A 23,465-nucleotide genomic window follows, 5' to 3' on the forward strand; every position below is an offset into this window, starting at 1 on the left:
CATCCTCTCACAGCGCGGGGCAGATGCCGACTCCCCCTGTTCAGGCACTGACCAGATGACGCCTGAGCGCCTCGATGGCGTAGCGTACTTTGGCCGGTTGGGCGTCGCGTCGAGGGGTGACGATATGCAGGCCGATGGGGTCGAGCTGCCAATCCGGCAACAGCGGCAACAGCTCGCCGCGAGCCAGCAGCTCACGGATTTCCGGCTCAGGCTGCAACGACACGCCCATACCCGCCAGGGTGAACTGGCGCGCGGCCAGGATGTTGTTGCAGCTGATGCGCGTCTCCAGCCGCAGGCGCTGCTGCACATCACCGGGGCCATGCAAGGTCAGGTGCTGGCTGCGTTCCAGATGCAGGCCGATCCAGTCGAGCTTGAGCAATTGCGACGGCTCGACGGGTAAGCCGACGCGGGCCAGGTAGGCCGGAGCGGCGCACAGGATCATGCGCCAGTCGGTCACGTAACGGGCCACCAGGCTGGAGTCCTCCTGGCGGCCGACACGGATGGCCAGGTCGATACGTGATTCGATCAGGTCGATCTGCTCATCGTGAAAGAACAGGCTCAGGCTCAACCCTGGATGGGCACTGAGCAACGGCGCCAACGCTTCGCTCAGCAACGGCCCGGAAAAACCGACCGGGGCGGCGACACGTAACTCGCCCACTGGAGCATCACGCTGCTCGGCCAAGCGCTGCTCGGCTCGCTCGGCCAGTTCGACTATCTGCCGGCAGCTTTCATAGAACTGCGCGCCGGCCTCGGTAAGGGTCAGCTTGCGTGTGGTGCGGTGCAGCAGCGTGACGCCAGTGGCCTCCTCCAGCCGGCGCACCTGCTGACTGACCGCCGAAGCCGTCATGCCCATGGCTTCGGCAGCTGCCACCATCGAGCCCTTCTGCACCACGGTAGCGAACAACGCCATGCGTTTGAGCTGCTCCATTATGAAGCCCTGCTTAATTATCCAAGTGCATCAGGCCACTTTTTCCAGGATTTATCCAGCGGTGATCATGTATCAACCATCACCTACCAAGGATTACTTCATGAAGATCGCACTGATCGGCGCCACTGGTTATGTGGGCGCACCGCTGCTGCAAGAGGCATTGAACCGCGGTCATCAGGTCACCGCACTGGTGCGCCATCCGCAAAAGCTGAGCGCGCATCCGCAACTGAACGCCATTGAGGCGGACGTTCACGACAGCGCAGCGCTGGCCGAGCAGTTGCGTGGACATGACGCAGTGATCAGCGCTTTCAATCCGGGCTGGGGCGTGGCAGAGATTCGTGAACAGTTCATCGCCGGCAGCCGCTCGATCATCGCGGCCAGCAAGCAGGCTGGCGTCAAACGCCTGCTGGTTGTCGGCGGTGCCGGCAGCCTGTACGTCGCCCCTGGCGTGCAACTGATCGACACTCCGGACTTTCCTGCCGAGTACAAGGAAGGCGCCGAGGGCGCACGCCAGGCGCTGAACATGCTGCACGAGGAGGCTCAGTTGGAGTGGACCTTTCTATCGCCCGCCGCCCTGCTCGCTCCGGGGCCGCGCACAGGCAAATTTCGTCTGGGCCACGACGAGCTGCTGATGAATGGCGATGAGCCGGGCAGCATTTCGGTTGCCGACCTCGCCGTGGCGCTGATCGATGAAACCGAGCGACCACAGCATATCCGCCAGCGTTTTACCTTGGCGTACTGAACCGAGCGCTGACGCGGGCAGCCGCTCCGAACGCCAATAAACCAGAGGAATGTCCATGACTCCATTCAGCAGCAGTGCCTTCGTCGCAACCGACACCCCGGCGCGCTATATCAGCCGGCTGTGCAAGCACTTCGCACACAAGATTCCGGTCAGCTTCGATGAACAACAGGGGCGCATCGAGTTCGGCGCTGGCCTGGCGACCCTGAAAGCGGAAAACCAGGGCCTGCGCCTGCTGGTTGAAAGCGCCAACAGCGAGGACCTGCATCGCCTGGAAGGCGTCGTCGGCAGTCACTTCGAGCGCTTTGCCTGGCAGGAAGAGTTGACCCTGGACTGGCAGCCCGACTGATTGCTCAGAGCGCATCCAGCCGCGCACGCAAGCGGCGCAGCACCGCCAGGGACTCGGGATTGTCGCCATGCACGCAGAGGCTGTCGGCCCGCAACCGCAGCGGCTTGCCATCGATATCGGCAAACGGCTCGCCGCTGGCAATGGCCAGCGCCTGGCCAAGGATACGCTCGGGCTCCTGATGCACCGCGCCGCTGAGCCGGCGTGGCGCCAGCTGCCCATCTGACAGATAGGCACGATCGGCGAACGCCTCGAACATCAGCGGAACATCGGCCTCGTCGGCCAGACGCAGCTCCCTGTCATTGTCAGCCAGCGCCAATACCATCAACGGCAAACCCTTGCGGTAGCTGGCACAGGCATCCAGCACCGCCATCAGCAACGCATCGTCACGCACCAGATCGTTGTACAGCGCGCCATGCGGTTTGACGTAGGCCAGCTGGCAACCACGCGCTCGGCAAAAGGCATCCAGTGCTCCCACCTGATACAGCACCAGTGCGCGGACCTCCTCCGGCGAGCATTGCAGATGACGCCGACCAAAGCCTTGCAGATCCGGATAGGACGGGTGCGCGCCAATGCTCACGCCGTGCGCCACGGCCAGCTCGACGCAACGCGCCATGATCAGCGGATCGCCTGCATGGAAGCCGCACGCCAGGTTAGCCTGATCGATCAGCGGCATGGCTAGTTCATCGTCGCCCATGCGCCAGGCGCCGAAGCCCTCGCCCATGTCGCAGTTGAGAAGAATACGGTTCATTCCAGCAGCTTAGAACGCCAGAAAAGCATGCGTAAAGCCCGCCCGACACTCGAGAATTAATCGCATTTACAAAATTTACACCTGCCTGCAGCCCAGTCGCCACGGCCTCTCCAGCCTGATGGCATGGACATCAACATCATCTGCAATTGAACCTTATATGCAAATCACTATCATCCCGGCCGTCTGCAACCGTTACGACTGCACTCTCTTACCGCCAGGAGTAGATCGATGTCCGCCCTTAATTCCCGTACCGCCTTGGCCAGCGCCATTGCCTTGGCCGCCAGCTTCGGCGCCCAGGCCAACGAGCCCATCGCTCTGGGCGACGTGGTCGTCAGCGCCTCCGGCTTTGAGCAGAAGATCACCGAAGCCCCAGCCAGCATCAGCGTGATCAGCCGCGAAGAACTGCAGCAGAAGCGCTATAGCAACCTGGCGCAGGCACTGGAAGACGTGGAAGGCATTGATGTACGTCAGGGCACCGGTAAGACCGGCGGCCTGAATATCAGCATTCGCGGCATGCCGAGCGACTACACCCTGATCCTGATCGACGGCCGCCGTCAGAACACCGCAGGCAACGTCACCCCCAACGGCTTCAACGAAACTGCCACCAGTTTCATGCCGCCGATGTCCGCGATTGAGCGCATCGAAGTGATTCGCGGGCCGATGTCCACGCTCTACGGCTCCGACGCCATGGGCGGCGTGGTCAACATCATCACCCGCAAGGTGGCCAAGCAATGGGGTGCCAGCTTGAGCCTTGACCATACCTTCCAGGAAAACCGCGATTACGGTGAAGCCAGCAATACCAGCCTCTACGCCAGCGGCCCGCTGATCGAGGGCCTACTGGGTCTCGCCGTACGTGGCAGCCTGTACGACCGCGGCGAATCGGACCTGCAGTTCGACAACGACAGCACCGTCAGCAAGCGCGGCGCCTCTCCCGTCGAAGGACGCAACACCACCTTCGGTAGCCGCCTGACACTGACCCCGAACGACGCTCACGACTTCGCCCTCGATTTCGAGCGAGGCCGCCAGGTCTACAACAATGACGACTGCCAACTGGGCAACCTCGACGGCAAGAATGGCGGCAGCGCCACCGATGGCTGCACCACCAACGCCCCGTTGCGTGCCAACGGCTACAAGGATGAACTGCGCTTCGAGCGTGACCAGATCGCCCTCAGCCATACCGGACGTTTGAGCTTCGGTACGCTGGAAAGCAGCATCACCCACAACACCACGGAAACCTTCGGCCGTACCATTCCAGGCAACCCGATTGGCAACTCGTACACAGGTTTCCCATCGATCGTCATCGGCGACGACCGCAAGCTGAAGTCGACCGATCTGGTCGTAGATACCAAGTTGGTCGCTCCCGTGGGCGAATCCCACATCGCAACGGTTGGTGCACAGTGGTGGGACGCCAAGGTCACCGACGGCATCGCCGATGAGGATTTCCAGCAGACATCCTGGGCGCTGTTCGCCGAAGATGAGTGGCGCCTGCGTGACGACCTGGCACTGACCCTGGGAGCCCGCTACGAAGATCATGAAGCCTTTGGTGGCCATGTCAGCCCACGCGCCTACCTGGTGTGGAACACCACCGACACCTGGACTCTGAAAGGCGGCGTAAGCCGTGGTTACAAGACCCCGACACTCAACCAGTTGCACAGCGGCATCAACGGCGTGACCGGCCAAGGCTCGACCATCACCATCGGCAGCCCCGACCTGGATCCGGAAATCACCACCAACACCGAGATCGGCGCGTACTACGACAACCTCTCTGACTTCAACGCCAACGTCACCCTGTTCCATAACAAGTTCAAGGACAAGATCGACGACGGCACGCCGTTGGCCAACTGCTTCTACACTGCGAATCCGAACCAGCCAGGCTGTGTCAGCTATGGCGCGGGCTTCACTCAGGAGAACTTCGCTCAGAGCGTGAACATCGGCGAAGCCGTCACCAAGGGTATCGAGGTTGCAGGCCGATGGGCGTTCGCCCCGGCCTGGGCACTGGCAGTCAACTACACATACACCGACAGCGAGCAGAAGAGTGGCATCAACAAGGGCGCGCCACTGACCAATACACCGGAGCATATGGCTCACGCACGCCTGAGCTGGGCAGCCAATGATCGCCTGACACTGTGGTTCAAGGGTGAATACCGCGGCGAACGTGCTCGCTTTACCGACCGCTACGAAAATCTGACGGCGGCGAACAAAGCCCTGTACGACGCCGCCGGCGACCTGAAGGCCTATGAAGTCTTCCACCTCGGTGGCTCGTTCAAGGCATCGGAGAACGTGACCTTCAGCGCCACGATCTACAACCTGTTCGACAAGGATTTCACCAGCGGCAGCTACTACACCACCAACACCGGCACCACTGGCTGGGCGTCCGACTATACGCAGATCGCGCAGTCCACCAGCGGTACCCTCGAAGAAGGTCGACGCCTGTGGCTGTCGACGGTCATCGAGTTCTGACCACAACCGCGCAAAGCAAAACGCCAGCCCTTGGGCTGGCGTTTTGCTTTTTAGCGACTGTCGGCCTGCAGGTGGGACGCTGTATCACTGCACGCATAAGCGACAGATCATCGCATCGTCAGCCATGGAAACGCAGACATTGGCCGTGCGAGATAATGGCCCTCTAGCGAACCACAGGGCGCCAGATCACATCCGGGCCGACGCTGGCCAGGTCGGTGCACCCCGTCAGGGCCATAGCCACCTCCAGCTCAGCGCGCAGCAGTTGCAGCACGTGCGCTACACCTATCGCACCGGCTGCGGCCAGGCCAAAGACGTAGGGCCTGCCCACGAGTACAGCGTTCGCGCCAAGGGCTAGCGCCTTGAGGATATCGCTGCCACGACGAATGCCTCCGTCGAGCAATAGCGGCACCCTGCCCTGCACAGCAGCGGCGATTTCGGGCAATACATCGATGGTAGCCGGCAGACCGTCCAGCGTACGCCCGCCATGGTTGGAGACGATCAGACCATCCATGCCAGCCGCCAGCGCCCGTTCGGCATCGATGCCGCTCATGATGCCCTTGAGCAGAATCGGCAAACGCGTCTGCTCGCGCAGCCAGGTAAGGTCGGCCCAAGTCGGTGCCGCCGCCAGCAACGGCCCGCCCAGGAGCAGGCTGCTGTTCTGCGAGTCGACTTGCGCCTGCAAGGGCCGCATACCACGCAGGTTGACCGCCTCGACACCCGCCGGCAGTGCGAAGCCGGCGCGCTGCTCACGATTACGCGCACCGTTGACGGGTGCATCCACCGTCAGCACCAGCGCCTGGTAGCCGGCGCTTTCTGCACGGCGGATCAAGGACGCAGTGAACTCGCGATCAGGCTGGATATACAGCTGGAACCACAGCGGCGCCTGCGCCTGCGACGCGATGATTTCCAGCTCGACACTGGCCTGAGTGCTGACGACCATGCCCGTGCCAAGTGCAGCCGCCGCAAGTACGCTGGCCAACTCGCCATCGGGATGGGCGAGCTTCTGGTAAGCCACCGGCGCGAGAACTATCGGGTGGGCAAAATCCTGGCTGAACAGGCGCAGTCGCGTATTGCCGCCGCTAAGGTCTTGCAGCACCCGGCTACGCAGGCGCAGACGCTCGAACGCCGCCCGGTTATCCGCCAGGGTCAACTCATCCGCAGCGCCGCCAGCCAGGTAGGCCCAAGCCTGTTCGCTCATGCGTTCGCGGGCGTAGGGCTCGTAGTCGACGACGGCGGCGATGGTGGGCGGAATCTGCTGTAGCTTGGGCAAGGACATGCTGTTTCTCGACAATCGGAGCGTGGAGGAAAACGTTCGATCAGGACAATGGTCCAGCGCTCAGGTCTGCGTCCATTGCCGCAGCAGGTTGTGGTAAATCCCGGTCAAGCGCACTAGCTCTGGGCTGTCTGGCACCTGCTGGCGCAGCGCCTGAATGCTGTCATCGAGTTCCAACAGCACGTTGCGCTGCTCGTCCTGGCGCACCAGGCTCTGCACCCAGAAGAACGAGGCCAGACGCGCACCGCGGGTCACCGGTTCGACCCGATGCAGGCTGCCGCTGGAATAGAGAACCAGATGGCCGGCCGGCAGCTTGATGCGCTGGTCCTGTACCACCAGTTCACCGCCCTCGTACTCGTCCGGTTCGCTGAAAAACAGAGTGGCCGACAAGTCGGCACGAATACGATGCGGCGTGCCCGGCACGCTGAATACCGCATTGTCGATATGGTCGCCGTAGGTGCCGCCCTCGGCATAGCGATTGAAGCGCGGCGGCACCACTTTCAGCGGCAACGCGGCGGCCATGAAACGCGGATGCTGGGCCAGGCAGGCCAGGATGAAATCGCCCAGCTGCTGCGTCAGTGGATCATCCTGAGCGAGCTGCTGGTTGGCCTTGACGTTCACCGCCTGGTGCCCAGCCGTCAGCCGGCCATCCTGCCAGTTGCCGCCTGCGAGCGCGGTGCGGCACTGCTGCAGCTGTTCGGCATTCAGCACGTCGGGAATGCGCAGCATCATGTTCGGGGTTCTCCAGGCCAATCGCGTTGCGAATGATTCTAAAGGGCTGCAGTACCCGGAAAGAAGCCCGATATGCTGCTACCACAAGAATGAAAACACCCCGACTGCGTGACAATCAGGGCGTTGTACCACTCAAGCGAGCTTAGAAGTGGAAGTTGGTGCTCAGAGTGAAGGTACGCGGATCACCCAGCAATGCACGGCGTCCCTGCCAGTTGGCCGAACTGACGTATTCCTCATTGGTGAGGTTGTCGATGTTCAGGCGCACGTCCACATTGGCATTGACCTCATAGCTGGCCATCGCGGCAAAGGTGGTGTAGCTCGGCACACGCCCGTAGCGACCATTGGCGACAATACGCTCGACGTCATCCGGACGCCCCAGGTAGGACGAACCAACGTGCTGGGCGCCCAGGCCCAGGGTCAGGCCGACGGGCAGGCGGTAGGTCGTCCACAGGTTGCCGGAGACCTTGGGCGTGAAGGCCAGCTCGTCACCATCGGTGCGCAGCTCATTGCCGTAGTCGCCACTATTGGCACGACGGCGCACGTCATCCAGATAGGCGCTGTGCTTGCGCTCGCTGTCCATGAACACGATGCCAGCGAAGACATCCCAGTTATCGGTGATCTTGCCACTGGCGCCCAGCTCCAGGCCTTTGACCACTTGCGCGCCATAGCCCTTGAGCGTAGCGGCGCCTGTTTGCCCGACATCAAGACCGGTAATCGCGACCTTCTTTTTCTCGGTATAGAACAGCGCAGCGGTGGTCGACAGACGGCGGTCGAAGAAGTCCCACTTGGTGCCAATCTCGTAGCTGTGCGCACGCACCGGATCGGCGCCCTTGATCAGCGCCGGCAGACCCTGGTCGGTACGCGAGATATCCGAGTTGGACAGGTAGGAACCCGGCGGTTGGGTGGATACACCGTAGGCCGCGTAGACGCTGCCGTTGGGCAGCGGCTTGTACACCACGCCCAGCTTGCCGCCCAGGCTCAGCTCGGTATCGTTGAAGTCATCACCCGGTGCGGCACTGCCATCAAGACGCTTGTTGCTGATGCTCGCCTCGTACTGCTCCAGGCGCAGACCACCGGTCACCTGCCATTGTGGGTTGATCTCGATAGTGTCGTAGACATAGAGCGCGGCGGTATCGACGTCGACCTTGGTGCGATCACGCGGGGCCAGAGCCGCCGGTACGCTGCGTTCCCAGTCCGGGTCGAAGACGCTGACCAGATCCGGCAGCGTCTGCGACGCGAAGCCCAGTGATTCGGACTTCTCGCGGCTCAGTTCGAGCCCCGCCGACAGGTTGTGATGCAAACCAGCGGTATAGAACTGTGTGGACAGGTTGGTGAGGTTGCTCAGCGAGGTGTTGACGCGGTCATACTGCTGGCGCTGTACGTTGACCAGTGCGGCATTGGCGTTGTTGTCGTCGTCCAGCACGTGGGTGTAGCGCGCCTGGCGATCAACGCGGGCCAGACGCGTCTGATTGCTGATGGTGACGCCAGCGGACAGATCATGTTCGAGGCGAAACATCAGCGCATCGCTGGTGGTGTCGTCGAAGTCGGACTTGAGGCCGAAGTACTTGTCACGATCAGCCGACCAAACCGAGGAGTCGAGCGGGGTGTTGGCTCCTTTGAGCTTGTCACGCAGGGTCACGCCGGCCACCCCCAGATCCGGGCGGTCGTTCATCTCGACGTGCTCGTACGCAACGATGGCGCGAGTGTCGGTGCCCAGACCGAAGGCCACAGACGGAGCGATACCCCAGCTGTTCTTCTCAGCGTGCTCACGGCCTGCGACGCCGCTGTCCTCGACCAGCAGGTTGAGACGGAAAGCGCTGCTGTCGTTGATGATCTGGTTGGTGTCGAGCGTGGCACGGCGGCGCGGCTCGGAGTCGTACTGATCGAAGCCGAAGCTGGCGCCGCCAGCGATGAAGCTTTCCAGGGTCGGCGTCTTGGTCACCTGATTGACGTAACCACCGGCACCACCGCGGCCATTGTCGGCTGCCGGCCCCTTGAACACCTCGACCTGCTCGACGTTGAACACGTCGCGGGTGTAGCTGCCGTTGTCACGCGCACCGTCGATGAACAGGCTGCCGCTGGTGTTGAAACCACGCAGGCTGAAGTTGTTGGTGCCGGTGGCGAAACCGTTTTCGCCAGCCTCGAAGCTGATCCCGGGAGTATTGCGCAGCACATCAGTCAGAGTGCGGGCGTTCTGCTGACGGAACAGGGTTTCCGGAATGACGTTGACCGTCTGCGGTGTATCGAGCAGTGCAGCGGTCTGTTTCGGCGAAGATGCTTTATCGACCTTGAACCCCTTGTCCTGCTGCCCCTGGACAGTTACGTCGTCCAGTTCGACTGCCGGCTCCTGGGCTACGGCGAAACCCGATAGCAGGGCCAGACTGACGGCCGAGGCCAGCAGACGACGCTGGGGGAAAGGTGCACGCTTGTTGTGTTTATCGCTCACGAGAGTCACTCCAGATGAAAACTGCGCGCGATAGTATTTGAGATTCAATCTTAATCAATCTTTACGAATGATTTACATGAACTTCTTTGTAACAAAAATGTCAGCGCAATCTGCAGGTAACCAGCGAAGCGCTCTAATCCGGCATTTCCCTTTTAAATATAGGAACTTGCGAAAATATGACGCCAGAAATGCAAACGCCCACACAAGGTGGGCGTTCATGACCTGCAGTGGCGCTTACAGGTAGTAAGACTTCAACGGCGGGAAGCCATTGAATTCCACCGCGCTGTAGCTGGTGGTGTAGGCACCGGTGGACAGCCAGTACAGGCGGTCGCCACTGGCCAGGTTCAGCGGCAGGCCATACTTGTAGTTCTCGTACATGATGTCGGCGCTGTCGCAGGTCGGCCCGGCGATCACCACCTCTTCCATCTCGCCCTTCTTCTCGGTCCAGATGGGAAACTTGATGGCTTCGTCCATGGTTTCGATCAGACCGCTGAACTTGCCCACGTCGGCATACACCCAGCGCTCGACGGCGGTGCGCGACTTGCGCGCCACCAGCACCACTTCCGATACCAGCACACCTGCGTTGGCGATCAGCGAGCGGCCCGGCTCGAGGATGATCTCCGGCAGCTCATCACCGAAGTCTTCCTTGAGGAAGCGGGTGATTTCCTCGGCGTAGGTTTCCAGGTCATTGGTGCGCTGGATGTAGTTGGCCGGGAAGCCGCCGCCCATGTTGATCATCTGCAGGGTAATGCCGTCTTCTTCCTTGAGGCGCTCGAAGATCACCTTGACCTTGGCGATGGCGGCGTCCCAGACATCGATGTCGCGCTGCTGCGAACCGACGTGGAAGGAGATGCCGTAGGGCACCAGGCCCAGTTGCTTGGCCAGGATCAGCAGGTCCAGGGCCATGTCCGGCTGGCAGCCGAACTTGCGGCTCAGCGGCCAGTCGGCGCTGGTCGAGCCTTCAGTGAGAATGCGCACATAGATCTTCGAACCCGGCGCGGCCTTGGCGATGTTGCGCAGGTCGGCTTCGGAGTCGGTGGCGAACAGGCGCACGCCCTTGTCGAAGAAGTAACGAATATCGCGGGATTTCTTGATGGTGTTGCCGTAGCTGATGCGCTCCGGGCCGACACCGGTGGCCATGACCTTGTCCAGTTCGTAAATCGAGGCGATGTCGAAGCTCGAACCCTTGTCGCGCAGCAACTCGATGATCTCGGTGGCCGGGTTGGCTTTGACCGCGTAGTAGATCTTGGCGAACGGGAAGCAGTTGCCCAGCTGATCGTAGGCATCGGCGATGATCTGACGGTCGATCACCACGAACGGAGTTTCGTGCTGATCGGCGAACGCCTTCATGCGCTGGAAAGTGGCGGGTGCGTAATAGTCTTCGACCTTGATCGACATGCTGGGGACTCCAATGGCAAAACCGGGAACACATTGATTCGGGCAGCAGAACCGCTTACAGGTTCCGCTACGTGTCGGGGCTGGCCGCGCTAAACGCTGGCCTGAACGTCTGACAGTTTCCCCACTTTGGTTCGCCTACTTCCCAAGGCATGTCGCCGAGCATCACCGGTACCGACCATAAGCCGGCCGGCAACCTCTCGTCGTCAGTACTTGAGCCGGATGGATCGTTTCCAGCATGGACGTTCGGGCGCGGACTTTAAGACCATGCGCCCCTCAGATCAACCGGAAATTCCTGCTAATTTCATCTCGTTCCAGATATCACACAAAACGTTCTGAAATGCTGAACAGGCGGGGCTTTCAGCCAGTTTGGCGCAGCCGTGTTTCAGTGCCATTGCAGCACCTCACGGCGAGCGGCTTGCACCGCTCGCCCACCGGCTCAATACACGTCGCGCCGATAGCGCCCTTCCTCGACCAGATCGTCCACTGTCTCATCGCCAAGCAGCTCACGTAGCACCGCATCGACACCGCCGGCCATACCTTGCAGGCTGCCGCAGACGTAAATCGTCGCCCCTTCGGCCAGCCAGGCTTGCAGACGCTCGTGCTGCTCGCGCAGCAGGTCCTGCACATAGCGTTTCTCGGCCTGGTCGCGGGAGAACGCCAGATCCAGGTGCTGCAGCTCGCCCCTGCTCAGTGCAGCTTCCATCTCCTCGCCACAGAAGAAATCCTGGGCGCGGTTACGCTCGCCGAACAGCAGCCAGTTGCGTGCCTGCCCTGCCAAGGTGCGCGCCCGTAGCAGCGAGCGCAGGCCGGCCAGACCGGTGCCGTTGCCGATCAGGATCAACGGGCGGTCATCCTCAGGCAGGTGGAAGCCGCTATTGCGTCGTACCCGCGCCAGTACCTGACCGCCCTCGGACAGGTACTCGGTCAGCCAGCCGGAGCCAAGGCCCAGACTGCCGTCGGCCTGCACGGCCTGACGCACGATCAGTTGCAGCACGCCATCGGCGGCGACCGAGGCGATGGAATATTCCCGCGTGCCCAGCGGTACCAGCGCATCTATCAACGCCTGAGCATGCAAGCCAACCAGGTGAGCGAAGCTATCCGGCAATTGTCGTTCGGCCAAGGCTTCGCTCAGGCTCATCGTCTGGCCATCAAGCGCTACCGGCTCAAAACCGTCGAAACCGGAGTGCTGCAACCAGGTTTGCACCCGCTCATGCGCATGACGAGGGCGAATCTCCAGGATATCGCCGGCTTGCCAAGTGCTCTGAGCAGGCGGTGTGAGGCTGATGAAGAACACCGCAGCACCCTGACTGCCTGGATTGAGCAGACGTCGCTCGACCAACGGCCAGTTCTGCCACGGCATCTCCTCGAAGCGAATCGGCGCGGCGCCGGTCAGCTCGCTCAGTTGCTGCTGCCAGTGCTGCAGGGCTGCCTGGTCGTCGCCGTCGACCTCGACGCTATCGAACAGGCGATGCGCACCCTGCAACCCCAGCCAGTCGTTGATGCGGCGGGCGAAACCGCAGAAATGCTCGTACTGCCGATCCCCCAGCGCCAGCACCGCATAGCTCAACTGCCCCAGCGGCAGCGAACCACCCAGTACCTTGCGCTCGAAGCCCTGCGCGGCATCCGGCGCCTCGCCATCACCAAAGGTGCTGACCACGAACAGCGCCTTCTGCGTGCGGCTCAGGCTGTCAGCGTCGAGGCGCGAGAGCGGCTCGACCCGCACCGGGATACCCGCAGCCTGCAACTGCCCTGCGCTCTGCCAGGCCAGTTGCTCGGCGAAGCCACTCTGGCTGGCGAAACCGACCAGCCAACCCTCGCCTGAATCGCCACCTTTCAAGGCAACACGCGCAGCCAGCGCCGCGCGCTTCTTGCGCCGACGGTCCAGATACAGCAGCCAGCCGGTAACGAAAAACAGCGGCATGGCCCCGGTGGCCAGCATCATCAGGATGCGCCCTGGCATGCCGAAGTACTCGCCGACGTGCAGCGCATAAATGCTCGCCAGCAGCTGCGCCTTGAAGCTCTTGTCGGCGTAGCGTTCATGGCGGCTGACTTCGCCACTTTTCGGATCGATCTGGAACTGGTTCAAGGCGCGCACATGCTCGGCGCCATCGAGCACATAGAAGACCGTCGCCGGCTGCCCGGCCACCGGCGGCAAGCGCAGGTTCCAGGCAACCAGCCCGGAGCCGGCAGTCTGTTGGATGCTCTGCCATACAGCGTCGTAGTCAACTTCCGGCGCGGGACCGCTGGGCACCTGACGTCCGCCCCGGCCACGCTCACCACGCTGCTCGGGCGGAGTATCGGAGAGCATGCGTGTCAGCCCCTCGCGGTACCAGTCATAAGACCAATACAGCCCCGTCAACCCGGCGCAGAGGTAGAACAACAGCGCCCAGGTGCCGGCGACAGCGTGCAAGTCCCAATTGAAGCTGCGGCCTTTCTTCTTCCAGTCCAGGGTCAGCCAGGTGCGCCAGTTCAGGGCCTTGCGCGGCCACCGTAGATACAGGCCGGAGAAGCAGAAGAACAGTAGCGCCACGGTACTGGCAGCCGTGATCTGCTTGCCTACTTCGCCCATTGATAGAAAGCGATGCAGCATCAGCATCAGGTGGAAGAAATCCTGCCCAATGGGCTCGGCCAGCACCTCCCCGGTGTAGGGGTCGAAAGGGATGCGCGGCCCGCGGCGCTCGCCCGGCGGTGGCAAAAGAAAAGCAGTGCCAGGCCCGTCATGGCGACCGTCAACCCACAACGCAGTAACACGATCAGCGGTAGCGGCCTCGATCTTCGCAGCCAGCTCGCCTGGCGTGAGATGCCCCTGTGCGCTGGGCTGGATCTGCCAGCGCTCGGCATTCAGCGCCCGGGTTATCTCGCCTTCAAAGCTATAAAGGGCGCCGGTGATACCCATGATCGCCAACACCAGGCCGGCGCTGATGCCGAAGAACCAGTGCAGCTGGAAGATGATTTTCTTGAACACGACGGAGCCACCCTTACCCTGACCCACTGCGACGGGCGGCTACTCTATATGGTAATAATTTTCATAACCATTCATTTACGCGATTTTTACGCATTTGCCCAAGGCTCGAAGCGCCTATCCCAGCGCTAACCTGAAAGCCGATGGCCGTACCTCGGCCAGCACCCGCAGTTATCGGTATAATCGGCAGTTTTCCGGGCGCCGCCGCCCCCTCAATCGATTCCAGCCAGGCACGCATCCATGACCACCCAGGCCGCCGAAGTCGCCAAGCGCCGTACTTTCGCCATCATTTCCCACCCGGACGCCGGTAAGACCACCATCACCGAAAAGCTGCTGCTGATGGGCAAGGCCATCGAAGTGGCCGGCACCGTGAAGTCGCGTAAATCCGATCGCCACGCCACCTCCGACTGGATGGAGATGGAGAAGCAGCGCGGCATCTCCATCACCACCTCGGTGATGCAGTTCCCCTACCGTGAGCACATGATCAACCTGCTCGACACCCCCGGCCACGAAGACTTCTCGGAAGACACCTACCGCACCCTGACCGCGGTGGACAGCGCGCTGATGGTGCTTGACGGCGGTAAGGGCGTCGAGCCACGTACCATCGCCCTGATGGACGTCTGCCGCCTGCGCGACACCCCCATCGTCAGCTTCATCAACAAGCTCGACCGCGACATCCGCGACCCAATCGAGCTGCTCGACGAAATCGAGGCGGTGCTCAACATCAAGGCCGCGCCGATCACCTGGCCGATCGGCTGCTACAAGGACTTCAAGGGCGTCTACCACCTGACCGGCGACTACATCATCGTCTACACCCCCGGTCACGGCCACGAGCGCACCGAAGCCAAGATCATCCAGAAGCTGGATTCCGACGAAGCCCGCAACCACCTCGGCGACATGTACGAGCGTTTCGTCGAAGAGCTGGAACTGGTACAGGGTGCCTGCCACGCGTTCGAACCCGACGCCTTCCTCAAGGGCGCGATGACCCCGGTATTCTTCGGCACCGCACTGGGCAACTTCGGCGTCGATCATGTGCTCGACGCCGTGGTCGACTGGGCGCCGCGCCCGCTGCCGCGCGCCGCCAACGAGCGCAACGTGGAGCCGACCGAGGAGAAGTTCTCCGGCTTCGTGTTCAAGATCCAGGCGAACATGGACCCGAAGCATAGGGACCGCATCGCCTTCATGCGCATCTGCTCGGGCAAGTACACCCAGGGCATGAAGATGCGCCACGCGCGCCTGGGCAAGGATGTGCGCGTCGGCGACGCGCTGACCTTCTTCTCCAGCGAGCGTGAGCACCTGGAAGAAGCCTACGCCGGCGACATCATCGGCCTGCACAACCACGGCACCATCCAGATCGGCGACACCTTCACCGAGGGCGAGAACCTGGGTTTCACCGGCATCCCGCACTTCGCCCCGGAACTGTTCCGCCGCGTGCGCCTGAAAGATCCGCTGAAATCCAAGCAGCTGCGCCAGGGCCTGCAGGAACTGGCCGAGGAAGGCGCCACCCAGGTGTTCTTCCCCGAGCGCAACAACGACATCGTGCTCGGCGCGGTCGGTGTGCTGCAGTTCGACGTGGTCGCCAGCCGCCTGAAGGAGGAATACAAGGTGGAGTGCGCCTACGAGGCGATCAACGTCTGGTCGGCGCGCTGGATCGAATGCAGCGACGAGAAGAAGCTCAAGGAGTTCAAGGACAAGGCCTATGAGAACCTCGCCGTCGACGGCGGTGGCCACCTCACCTACCTGGCCCCGACTCGCGTCAACCTCAGCCTGATGGAAGAGCGTTGGCCGGAGGTGAAATTCCGCGCGACGCGCGAGCATCACTGATCCATCGAACAAGGCCCGCTCTGCGGGCCTTGTGCTGTCTACTCATTCTCATCCAGCGTCCAGGCCACCAGAGAATCACCCAGGCGCGTACCGAACGAGCCGTGCCCGCCGGCCATTACCACCACATATTGCTTGCCGGTCTTCTCCGACACGTAGCTGATAGGCGTGGCCTGGCCGCCGGCCGGCAGCCTGTCCTTCCACAACTCCTCGCCGGTGCGCATGTCGTAGGCGCGCAGGTAGTAGTCCAGCGTGCCGCTGAGAAAGCCCAGACCACCAGCAGTGACCAACGGGCCGCCGAGGTTCGGCACGCCGACGGTCAGGGGAATGCCCAGCGGGGCACTGTCGCGGCTGGTGCCATTCTTGCGCTGCCAGACCTTGTCCATGCTTCGCAGGTCCACCGCCGTGACAGTGCCCCATGGCGGCGCCTGGCAAGGCAGACCGAGGACCGAAAGAAACGGCTTCAGGCTAACCATGTAAGGCGCGCCACGATTGGGTTGCAGACCGGTTTCGCCACTGCCATAACGAACATCCTGCGCCTTCTCGCGTTTGACCAGACGCGACACGAACGCCAGATAGTTGGGCGCGCCAAACAGAATCTGCCGCTGCGGGTCGACCGCCACCGATGGCCAGTTGAATACGCCGACGTTGCCCGGGTAGATCAACGATCCCTGCTCCGATGGCGGAGTGAAGTCGCCCTCGTAACGCAGACGGTGGAACTGGATGCGGCACATCAACTGATCGAAGGGCGTACCGCCCCACATGTCGCGTTCGCGCAGCGGCTCGTCAGGGGCATAGCTGAGTTTTGATGCCGGCTGGGTCGGCGCGGTGAAGTCGCCCTCCACCGTACCCTGCGGCACTGGATGCTCGCTGACCGGCACGATGGGCTCACCGTTGCGCCGGTCAAGCACATAGAGGTCGCCGCGCTTGGTCGGCTGGATGATCGCCGGCACCGGCCCATCAGCGCCGTCGATATCTATCAGCGTGGGCTGAGACGGCAGGTCGCGGTCCCAGAGGTCATGATGCACGGTGCGGAATTCCCAACGCACCTTGCCGGTTTCCACGTCCAGCGCCACCAGCGCCGCAGTGAAACGTTCGGCCTCGGCGCTGCGTTGCACACCCCACTGATCTGGCGTCTGGTTGCCCATGGGGATGTACACCAGGCCCAGTGCCTCGTCCGCCGCGGCGATGGTCCAGGAATTTGGCGTGCTGCGCACGTAGGTCTCACCGGCCGGCAGCGGCTCGGTGGCATCGGGGCGCCCGGGGTCGAAGTTCCACACCAGCGCGCCGGTGCGTACGTCGTAGGCACGGATCACCCCACCCGGCGAATCCACCGAGCCGTTGTCGGTCACCGAACCACCGACGATGACCAGTTTCTCGGTGACCACCGGCGGCGAGGTAGGCAGGTAGATGCCCAACGCATCGTCGCCCAGGCCAACCTTGAGGTCGACCATGCCGGCCTCGCCAAAGTCCTCGCACGGCTTGCCGTCATGCACATCGAGCGCGTACAGCGTGGCATCGTTGGTCGGCAGGAACAGTCGCTGGGTGCAGCGCGCCGTTGCCGCTGGTGAAGGCTCCGGCGCCGCGCCATCTCGGGCGGCAATCAGTGGGCCGCGATAGGCTGTCGCATCGTGGTAAGCCAGACCACGGCAGGTCATGTGCTGGTAATACTCGGCCTGGCGGTTGATCGCTGGGTCGAAGCGCCAGCGCTCCTCGCCGGTGTCGGCATCCACTGCGATGGCGATGCTGTGCGGCGTGCAGATGAACAGGTTGTCACCGACCTTGAGCGGCGTCACCTGATTGGTAATCTCGCCGGGGTCGCCCTCACCGGGCAGATCCCTCGTGTGGAATTCCCAGGCTTTCTTCAGCCGCCCGACGTTGGCCGTGGTGATCTGCTCGGCACTGGCATAGCGTTCGCCACGCGACGAGCCGCCGTAGGCAGTCCATTCGCTGGCCGAACGACTGGCTGTCGCCACACCGGCAGCGGCCATACGCGGCTCGTCGAAGCGGCCGGGCAAGCGATGATAGTCCTGCGTCAACGAATAACCAGCCATGCCCGCTCCCAGCAGCAGGCCGATACCCAGCATCACGCTGGCACCGTCACGCCAGGGTTGCCCAGGCGCGATATGCCGGTTGATCCAGGGCAGCAGTAGCCACAGGCCGAGCACGCACCACAGGTCGATGCGCGGCGCCATCTGCCACCAGTCGAAACCCACCTCGTAGATTGTCCAGGCCAGGCTCGCCAGCAACACCAGGGCATACAGCCATAGCGCCGCGCGCTGACGGCGATGAATCAGCATGCCCACCAACAGCAGGCCGAGGCCAGCCAGCAGGTAGTACCAGGAACCGCCCAGCCAAAGCAGATAAGCGCCACCGAGCGCCAGCAGCGCGCCCAGAACGACTGTCGCCCAAACCGTAAGCGTGATGCGCAGGAGCTGCGCCTTGTTGTTGTCTGTCATTGCTCGCTCCCCGAAACGCTGCCCCCGGAGATCGGGGCCGTGATCTGTGGATGCGAAGTGAGGGAGAGAGTTCAGCGATTCTGCGAGTAAGGCTGCACTTGCAAAGCCGTATGCTGGACATGTCGCCACCCAACGCTCTACTGAGTGTAAAAAAACCGGCTGCTAATTGATCAACAGGTGGCCATCTTTAGCTGTGCAGGACAAGCGGAGCAGATCCGGTTGCGCCAATAGCCGTTCAGCAATTGCCGGCTCCAGCTCGGTGCGGATACGACGCGCCAGCGCGCGAGCGCCGAAACGCACGTCATGTTCGCGACACAGCCTGGCGCGAGCACTCTGCTCCACCTGTAATGAGCGGCCCTGACGGCCCAGGCGCTGATTGAGCTTGTCCAGTTCGATGCTCAGCAAGGCATCGAGCCACTGCTCGTCGACACGCTCGAACACCAGAATGCGGTCGAGGCGATTGAGCCATTCCGGCTCGAAACGCTCGTGCAGCACCTGCTCCAGCAATGCACCCTCGCCCTTGGGCGCAAGCCCCAGCCAGCGTCGCCAACCACGAGCGAAGCGCTCGCGGTAGCGCTGCGCCTGCTGCGCACCGACGTTGCTGGTCATGAAGATCAGGCTGTTGCGGAAGTCTAGGGTGCGGCTACCGGCGGTCAGGGTCAGGCGGCCATGTTCGAGAATGCCGAGCAGGCTGCGCAGCACTTCGGGGCTGGCCTTCTCCAGTTCGTCGAACAACACGATGCCGGGCCGGCCGAAACTGCCTGCGATGGCTTCGGCATCGAACAGCGTGGTGCCTTCCTTGCTACCAACGTAACCGGGCGGCGCACCGGTCAAAGCTGCGGCGTAGTGCTCCTGGGCCAGGGTGTGCATATCGATGCGGCACAGGGCATCGGCGCGACCATGGATGGCCTGCGCCAACAGGCGCACGATCTCGGTCTTGCCAACGCCGGTCGGGCCCATGAACAGGTTGACCGCCAGTGGCCGCTCGCGCTCGCCGATATCGGCCTTGACCACCTTGAGCATGGCCTCGACCTGCGCCAGCACCACGTCCTGGCCGACGATGCGCGAACGCAGCAAGGCCATCACGGTAACGGGCTCGAAGAGGAAGCGTGATTGCAGCCGGGTAACGCCCTGCTGCTCCAGGCGCTCGCGGTTGCTGTCGATCAGGTCGTTGGCGAAGGGCATAGACCGCCTCAGGTGCTTGAAAAGCTCGCGGCTAAAGCCCCTCCTACTACAGTGGTATCCCGTGGGAGGGGCTTTAGCCGCGACATACGAAGGTTCAGGCCGTGCGTTCCTTGCCCGGATGCGGCAATTCACCCACCGGGCAGTCAGCCACACCGATGGTCGAGCGGGTGAGTTTCTCCACGTCCTCCTGGGCCTTCTGCGCATCCAGCACCCAGGTGCGGTAGAACTCGAACGGGCAATCGGCCACGCCCTTGTCGCCATCACCGGAGTTGTAGACGCCGGTGTAGCCGCGATGGAGCAGCTTGAACAGGTGGTTCTGCGATTGGTCGTTGGCGCGCGCATCGCGGATCTGCGACACCGACAGCTGGGCGTACTGGATGCCCATTTCCTCCTCGCCACACTCGCCCAGTGTGCGGCCGTCGAAGCCGATCACAGCCGAGTGGCCGAAGTAGCTGTACACGCCGTCGAAGCCGGTGGCGTTGGCCACCGCCACGTAGCAATTGTTGGCCCAGGCCATGGTCTTGGCCATCAGCACCTGCTGATCCTTGGCCGGGTACATGTAGCCCTGGCAGCGCACGATCAGCTCGGCGCCCTTCATCGCGCAGTCACGCCAGATTTCCGGGTAGTTGCCGTCGTCGCAGATGATCAGGCTGATCTTCATGCCCTTGGGGCCTTCGGACACATAGGTGCGGTCGCCCGGATACCAGCCCTCGATGGGACACCAGGGAATGCACTTGCGGTAGCGCTGAACGATCTCGCCCTGGTCGTTGATCAGGATGAGCGTGTTGTACGGCGCCTTGTGCGGGTGCTCTTCATGGCGTTCGCCGGTGAGCGAGAAGATGCCCCAGGTCTTGGCCTCGCGGCAGGCGGCGGAGAAGATCGCCGTTTCCTCGCCGGGGATGGTCGCGGCAGTGGCCATCATCTCGTCCTTGTCGTACATGATGCCCATGGTGCTGTACTCGGGGAACACCACCAGGTCCATGCCGGGCAGGCCGAGCTTCATGCCCTTGATCATCTCGGCGATCTTGCGCGCGTTATCGAGCACTTCGGCCTTGGTGTGCAGGCGCGGCATCTTGTAATTGACGACGGCGACGCCGACGGTGTCAGGGCTGCTGGAAATATCGCCGTGGCGCATGGCTGTATGTCCTCCGGTTGACTGCTTGTTTGTGGGAGCGGCTTCAGCCGCGAAATGCTCTATGTGTCGCTGGTTATCGCGGCTGAAGCGCAATGCCGCCCAGCCGCTCCTACAGGAACGTTCTGCAAACTGGATTCCCGCCTTCGCGGGAATGACGGTGAAAAACCACGTCATCCCCGCGCAGGCGGGGAGCCAATAAACAGCCTCAGTGGCTGATCATCCACGGTCGTGCCGATGGGCTGGCCTTGAGGCCGTGGGGGTTGGCCTTGGTGCGTTCGACCGGTTTGCTCGGGCCGCAGCAACTGCAGCCGGCCGGGTGCTTGCGGTTGGCCTTGTACTCTTCGAGGCTTTGCGGCGCGTGGGCACTGCGCTCGTTGGTTTCATGGGCGCGGCGCTGGCTGCCGGCCATGCTGGTCAGGCCCGGCGCACTGAGGATCACCCGCTCGCTCGGTGTGTCGCAGTAGGGACAAGCGCAGGCGGCGTCACGCTCGGCCATCGGCCGCAGTACGGTGAAATCGCCACAGCTCGGGCAGTCGTATTCGTAGATGGGCATCGGAGCGCTCCTCGGGGGGAAGACGGTGCGCACGGCGCACCCTACGGTGGCCGTGCGCGCGAGCATCACTTGTCGTAGGCGATGGGCAGGTCGATGCTGCCGTCGAGGAACTTGCTCGGGCCGCTGGCGCTGGGGTTGATGTCGAACTCGAAGATATCGGTCGGCAGCCACAGCGTGGCGCAGGCGTTGGGGATGTCGACCACGCCGCTGATATGCCCCTGCACCGGCGCCGAGCCGAGCAGCGAGTAGCCCTGGGCAGGCGAGTAGCCGAACTTGGTCAGGTAGTTGATGGCGTTGAGGCAGGCCTGCTTGTAGGCCAGGTTGACGTCCAGGTAGTGCTGTTTGCCATCGTCGTCGACCGAGATGCCTTCGAAGATCAGGTAGTTGTTGTAGGTCGGTACGATCGGGCTGGGCTTGAAGATCGGGTTCTTGATGCCGTACTTGGCCATGCCACCCTTGATCAGCTCGACCTTCATGTGCACCCAGCCGGCCATCTCGATGGCGCCACAGAAGGTGATCTCGCCGTCGCCCTGACTGAAGTGCAGGTCGCCCACCGACAGGCCGGCGCCGTCGACGTAGACCGGGAAGAAGATCTTCGAACCGCGCGACAGATCCTTGATGTCGCAGTTGCCGCCATGCTCACGCGGCGGCACGGTGCGCGCGCCGGTAGCGGCCGCCAGGTCACGGGCCTCGCCCTTCATCTTGCCCATGTGTGCGGTGCTGGCGAACGGCGGGTTGGCCAGCGGCGGCACGCGGGTCGGGTTGGTGTCGATCAGTGCCTGCTCGCGCTTGTTCCAGTCGGCGAGCATCTTGTGATCCGGCAGGCAGCCGATCAGCCCCGGGTGGATCAGGCCGGCGAAACGCACGCCGGGAATGTGCCGGCTCTTGGTGAACATGCCCTCGAAGTCCCAGATCGACTTCTGCGCCGAGGGGAAATGGTCGGTGAGAAAACCACCACCGTTGTTCTTCGAGAAGAAGCCGTTGAAGCCCCAGAGCATGTCCTGCTTGGCGCCGATATCGAGCAGTTCGACGATCAGCAGGTCGCCCGGCTGAGCGCCTTTCACGCCTACCGGGCCGGACAGGTAATGCACGGTGGACAGGTCGACGTCACGCACGTCGCTGGCGTCGTCGTTGTTCTTGATTGCACCGCCGGTCCAGTCGTAGGTCTCGAGGATGAAGTCATCGCCCGGGTTGACCCAGCAGGCCATGGGAATGTCCGGGTGCCAGCGGTTGTGTACCTGTTCGTTATCGGTAGCAGCCTGGTTGAGGTCGACCTTGATCAGGGTATCGGTCATGACTGAGCTCCATAAGACCTGTTAGGAATGCCGGCCTGTGCCGGGGTACGGAGTCAGTCTCGGGCGCGTGGTGAAATCGGCAAATACGTTGGATGACGTATGCCTGCGTTGCAGGATTCATGGGCCTGCAGGCATTTTTCGCATGCGCGAAAAAGCGGCCGATGCATGGAGAACACAGCGGCCGTAAAACGGGAATCTGTACCTGTAGGAGCCGGCTTGCCGGCGATTGATTGCCAACGACAGCATCGCCCGCAAGCGGGCTCCTACAGATTGCGTCACACCGACAAATAACGGCTGATGCTAGCCTCATCGACCTTGTCGCGGGTTTCCTCGACGACGAACTTACCCTTCTCGATGACCAGGAAGCGGTCGGCGATTTCCATGGTGAACGACAGCACCTGCTCGGACACCACGATGGTCAGGTCGCGCATATTGCGAATCTCCTTCAGGCTGCGGGCGATGTCCTTGATGATCGACGGCTGGATGCCCTCGGTCGGCTCATCGAGCAACAGCACCTTGGGGTTGGTGGCCAGCGCGCGGGCGATGGCCAGCTGTTGCTGCTGACCACCGGAGAGGTTGCCGCCCTTGCGGTGGCGCATGTCATGCAACACAGGGAACAGCGCATAGAGGTCGTCCGGCACCTTGCCCCCGGCGGAGGCCGGCAGTCCGGTCTGAATATTTTCCAGCACGGTCATGTGCGAGAAAATCATCCGCCCCTGCGGCACGTAAGCGATGCCGCTTTCCACCCGCTGATGGGTTTCCAGTTTCGACACGTCCTTGCCGTCCACGCGAATCTGCCCGCCCCACTGCGGCAGGATGCCCATCAGGCTCTTGAACAAGGTGGTCTTGCCCATACCGTTGCGGCCCATCACCGCGACGATTTCTTTCTTCGCCACGTCGAGGTTGAGCTCGTGGAGGATCTGGCTCTGGCCGTAGCCAGAAGCGAGGTTGCTGATCTGGAACATGCTTGTCACTCCAACAT

General features: G+C 62.5%; 17 protein-coding genes. 4 read left to right on the forward strand and 13 right to left on the reverse strand.

What is annotated here, in order from left to right; genetic code table 11:
- Positions 1-40: 40 nt before the first annotated feature.
- Positions 41-928, reverse strand: a complete 888-nt coding sequence (locus tag CDO35_RS03175) for a LysR family transcriptional regulator (RefSeq protein ID WP_099522536.1) — start codon at positions 926-928, stop codon at positions 41-43.
- A 100-nt stretch (positions 929-1,028) separates the two neighbouring features.
- Between CDO35_RS03175 and CDO35_RS03180 the strand changes: the two genes are divergently transcribed.
- Both CDO35_RS03180 and CDO35_RS03185 read left to right on the forward strand, forming a co-directional pair.
- Positions 1,029-1,670 carry an NAD(P)-dependent oxidoreductase gene (locus tag CDO35_RS03180; protein ID WP_099522537.1) on the forward strand — a complete coding sequence of 214 codons (642 nt, stop codon included), beginning with the start codon at positions 1,029-1,031 and terminating at the stop codon, positions 1,668-1,670.
- 55 nt (positions 1,671-1,725) lie between these two features.
- The gene (locus CDO35_RS03185) at positions 1,726-2,016 is read left to right on the forward strand and encodes a DUF2218 domain-containing protein (protein ID WP_099522538.1); all 291 of its coding nucleotides are present in this window, start codon (positions 1,726-1,728) and stop codon (positions 2,014-2,016) included.
- Positions 2,017-2,020: 4 nt separating this feature from the next.
- Here CDO35_RS03185 and CDO35_RS03190 read toward each other — a convergent pair whose 3' ends face one another.
- Positions 2,021-2,764 (reverse strand): 5-oxoprolinase subunit PxpA, encoded by a 744-nt coding sequence (locus CDO35_RS03190; protein WP_099522539.1) that lies wholly within the window; start codon positions 2,762-2,764, stop codon positions 2,021-2,023.
- Between the two features lie 228 nt (positions 2,765-2,992).
- Between CDO35_RS03190 and CDO35_RS03195 the strand changes: the two genes are divergently transcribed.
- A complete protein-coding gene (locus CDO35_RS03195; RefSeq protein WP_099522540.1) occupies positions 2,993-5,224 on the forward strand; it encodes a TonB-dependent receptor domain-containing protein in 2,232 nt (743 codons plus the stop codon).
- A gap of 163 nt (positions 5,225-5,387) precedes the next feature.
- Here the strand turns inward: CDO35_RS03195 and CDO35_RS03200 are convergent, their stop codons facing one another.
- The 5 genes from CDO35_RS03200 to CDO35_RS03220 form a co-directional block, all read right to left on the reverse strand.
- Positions 5,388-6,500 carry an alpha-hydroxy acid oxidase gene (locus tag CDO35_RS03200; protein WP_099522541.1) on the reverse strand — a complete coding sequence of 371 codons (1,113 nt, stop codon included), beginning with the start codon at positions 6,498-6,500 and terminating at the stop codon, positions 5,388-5,390.
- Between the two features lie 60 nt (positions 6,501-6,560).
- The gene (locus tag CDO35_RS03205; RefSeq protein WP_099522542.1) at positions 6,561-7,229 is read right to left on the reverse strand and encodes a Fe2+-dependent dioxygenase; all 669 of its coding nucleotides are present in this window, start codon (positions 7,227-7,229) and stop codon (positions 6,561-6,563) included.
- A 142-nt stretch (positions 7,230-7,371) separates the two neighbouring features.
- Positions 7,372-9,675 carry a TonB-dependent receptor gene (locus CDO35_RS03210; protein WP_099522543.1) on the reverse strand — a complete coding sequence of 768 codons (2,304 nt, stop codon included), beginning with the start codon at positions 9,673-9,675 and terminating at the stop codon, positions 7,372-7,374.
- 234 nt (positions 9,676-9,909) lie between these two features.
- The gene (locus CDO35_RS03215; protein WP_017678861.1) at positions 9,910-11,073 is read right to left on the reverse strand and encodes a type III PLP-dependent enzyme; all 1,164 of its coding nucleotides are present in this window, start codon (positions 11,071-11,073) and stop codon (positions 9,910-9,912) included.
- A gap of 436 nt (positions 11,074-11,509) precedes the next feature.
- Entirely contained in the window at positions 11,510-14,038 is a 2,529-nt protein-coding gene (locus CDO35_RS03220; protein ID WP_099522965.1) for a PepSY domain-containing protein, read from the reverse strand.
- 237 nt (positions 14,039-14,275) lie between these two features.
- Between CDO35_RS03220 and CDO35_RS03225 the strand changes: the two genes are divergently transcribed.
- A complete protein-coding gene (locus tag CDO35_RS03225; RefSeq protein WP_099522544.1) occupies positions 14,276-15,859 on the forward strand; it encodes a peptide chain release factor 3 in 1,584 nt (527 codons plus the stop codon).
- Positions 15,860-15,897: 38 nt separating this feature from the next.
- Here CDO35_RS03225 and CDO35_RS03230 read toward each other — a convergent pair whose 3' ends face one another.
- From CDO35_RS03230 to urtE, 6 genes are all read right to left on the reverse strand, one after another.
- Entirely contained in the window at positions 15,898-18,315 is a 2,418-nt protein-coding gene (locus tag CDO35_RS03230) for a membrane-bound PQQ-dependent dehydrogenase, glucose/quinate/shikimate family (RefSeq protein WP_099522545.1), read from the reverse strand.
- A gap of 162 nt (positions 18,316-18,477) precedes the next feature.
- Positions 18,478-19,500 carry an AAA family ATPase gene (locus CDO35_RS03235; RefSeq protein ID WP_099522546.1) on the reverse strand — a complete coding sequence of 341 codons (1,023 nt, stop codon included), beginning with the start codon at positions 19,498-19,500 and terminating at the stop codon, positions 18,478-18,480.
- Between the two features lie 94 nt (positions 19,501-19,594).
- A complete protein-coding gene (locus tag CDO35_RS03240) occupies positions 19,595-20,635 on the reverse strand; it encodes an aliphatic amidase (protein WP_099522547.1) in 1,041 nt (346 codons plus the stop codon).
- Between the two features lie 205 nt (positions 20,636-20,840).
- Positions 20,841-21,188, reverse strand: coding sequence for an FmdB family zinc ribbon protein (locus CDO35_RS03245; protein WP_017678856.1), 348 nt, complete (start codon positions 21,186-21,188; stop codon positions 20,841-20,843).
- A 65-nt stretch (positions 21,189-21,253) separates the two neighbouring features.
- The gene (fmdA, locus tag CDO35_RS03250) at positions 21,254-22,483 is read right to left on the reverse strand and encodes a formamidase (protein ID WP_045734081.1); all 1,230 of its coding nucleotides are present in this window, start codon (positions 22,481-22,483) and stop codon (positions 21,254-21,256) included.
- Positions 22,484-22,758: 275 nt separating this feature from the next.
- Positions 22,759-23,448, reverse strand: coding sequence for an urea ABC transporter ATP-binding subunit UrtE (gene urtE, locus CDO35_RS03255; RefSeq protein ID WP_099522548.1), 690 nt, complete (start codon positions 23,446-23,448; stop codon positions 22,759-22,761).
- Positions 23,449-23,465 lie beyond the last annotated feature (17 nt).

Source organism: Pseudomonas sediminis (assembly GCF_002741105.1).
GTDB classification, from domain to species: domain Bacteria; phylum Pseudomonadota; class Gammaproteobacteria; order Pseudomonadales; family Pseudomonadaceae; genus Aquipseudomonas; species Aquipseudomonas sediminis.

Bases quoted from the DNA above. Each gene is read 5' to 3' on its own strand.
- CDO35_RS03180 (WP_099522537.1), top strand. From the start codon at position 1,029: ATGAAGATCGCACTGATCGGCGCCACTGGTTATGTGGGCGCACCGCTG.
- CDO35_RS03225 (WP_099522544.1), top strand. From the start codon at position 14,276: ATGACCACCCAGGCCGCCGAAGTCGCCAAGCGCCGTACTTTCGCCATC.
- urtE (WP_099522548.1), bottom strand. From the start codon at position 23,448: ATGTTCCAGATCAGCAACCTCGCTTCTGGCTACGGCCAGAGCCAGATC.
- CDO35_RS03185 (WP_099522538.1), top strand. From the start codon at position 1,726: ATGACTCCATTCAGCAGCAGTGCCTTCGTCGCAACCGACACCCCGGCG.
- CDO35_RS03215 (WP_017678861.1), bottom strand. From the start codon at position 11,073: ATGTCGATCAAGGTCGAAGACTATTACGCACCCGCCACTTTCCAGCGC.
- CDO35_RS03205 (WP_099522542.1), bottom strand. From the start codon at position 7,229: ATGATGCTGCGCATTCCCGACGTGCTGAATGCCGAACAGCTGCAGCAG.
- CDO35_RS03245 (WP_017678856.1), bottom strand. From the start codon at position 21,188: ATGCCCATCTACGAATACGACTGCCCGAGCTGTGGCGATTTCACCGTA.
- fmdA (WP_045734081.1), bottom strand. From the start codon at position 22,483: ATGACCGATACCCTGATCAAGGTCGACCTCAACCAGGCTGCTACCGAT.
- CDO35_RS03230 (WP_099522545.1), bottom strand. From the start codon at position 18,315: ATGACAGACAACAACAAGGCGCAGCTCCTGCGCATCACGCTTACGGTT.
- CDO35_RS03200 (WP_099522541.1), bottom strand. From the start codon at position 6,500: ATGTCCTTGCCCAAGCTACAGCAGATTCCGCCCACCATCGCCGCCGTC.
- CDO35_RS03235 (WP_099522546.1), bottom strand. From the start codon at position 19,500: ATGCCCTTCGCCAACGACCTGATCGACAGCAACCGCGAGCGCCTGGAG.
- CDO35_RS03175 (WP_099522536.1), bottom strand. From the start codon at position 928: ATGGAGCAGCTCAAACGCATGGCGTTGTTCGCTACCGTGGTGCAGAAG.
- CDO35_RS03195 (WP_099522540.1), top strand. From the start codon at position 2,993: ATGTCCGCCCTTAATTCCCGTACCGCCTTGGCCAGCGCCATTGCCTTG.
- CDO35_RS03190 (WP_099522539.1), bottom strand. From the start codon at position 2,764: ATGAACCGTATTCTTCTCAACTGCGACATGGGCGAGGGCTTCGGCGCC.
- CDO35_RS03240 (WP_099522547.1), bottom strand. From the start codon at position 20,635: ATGCGCCACGGCGATATTTCCAGCAGCCCTGACACCGTCGGCGTCGCC.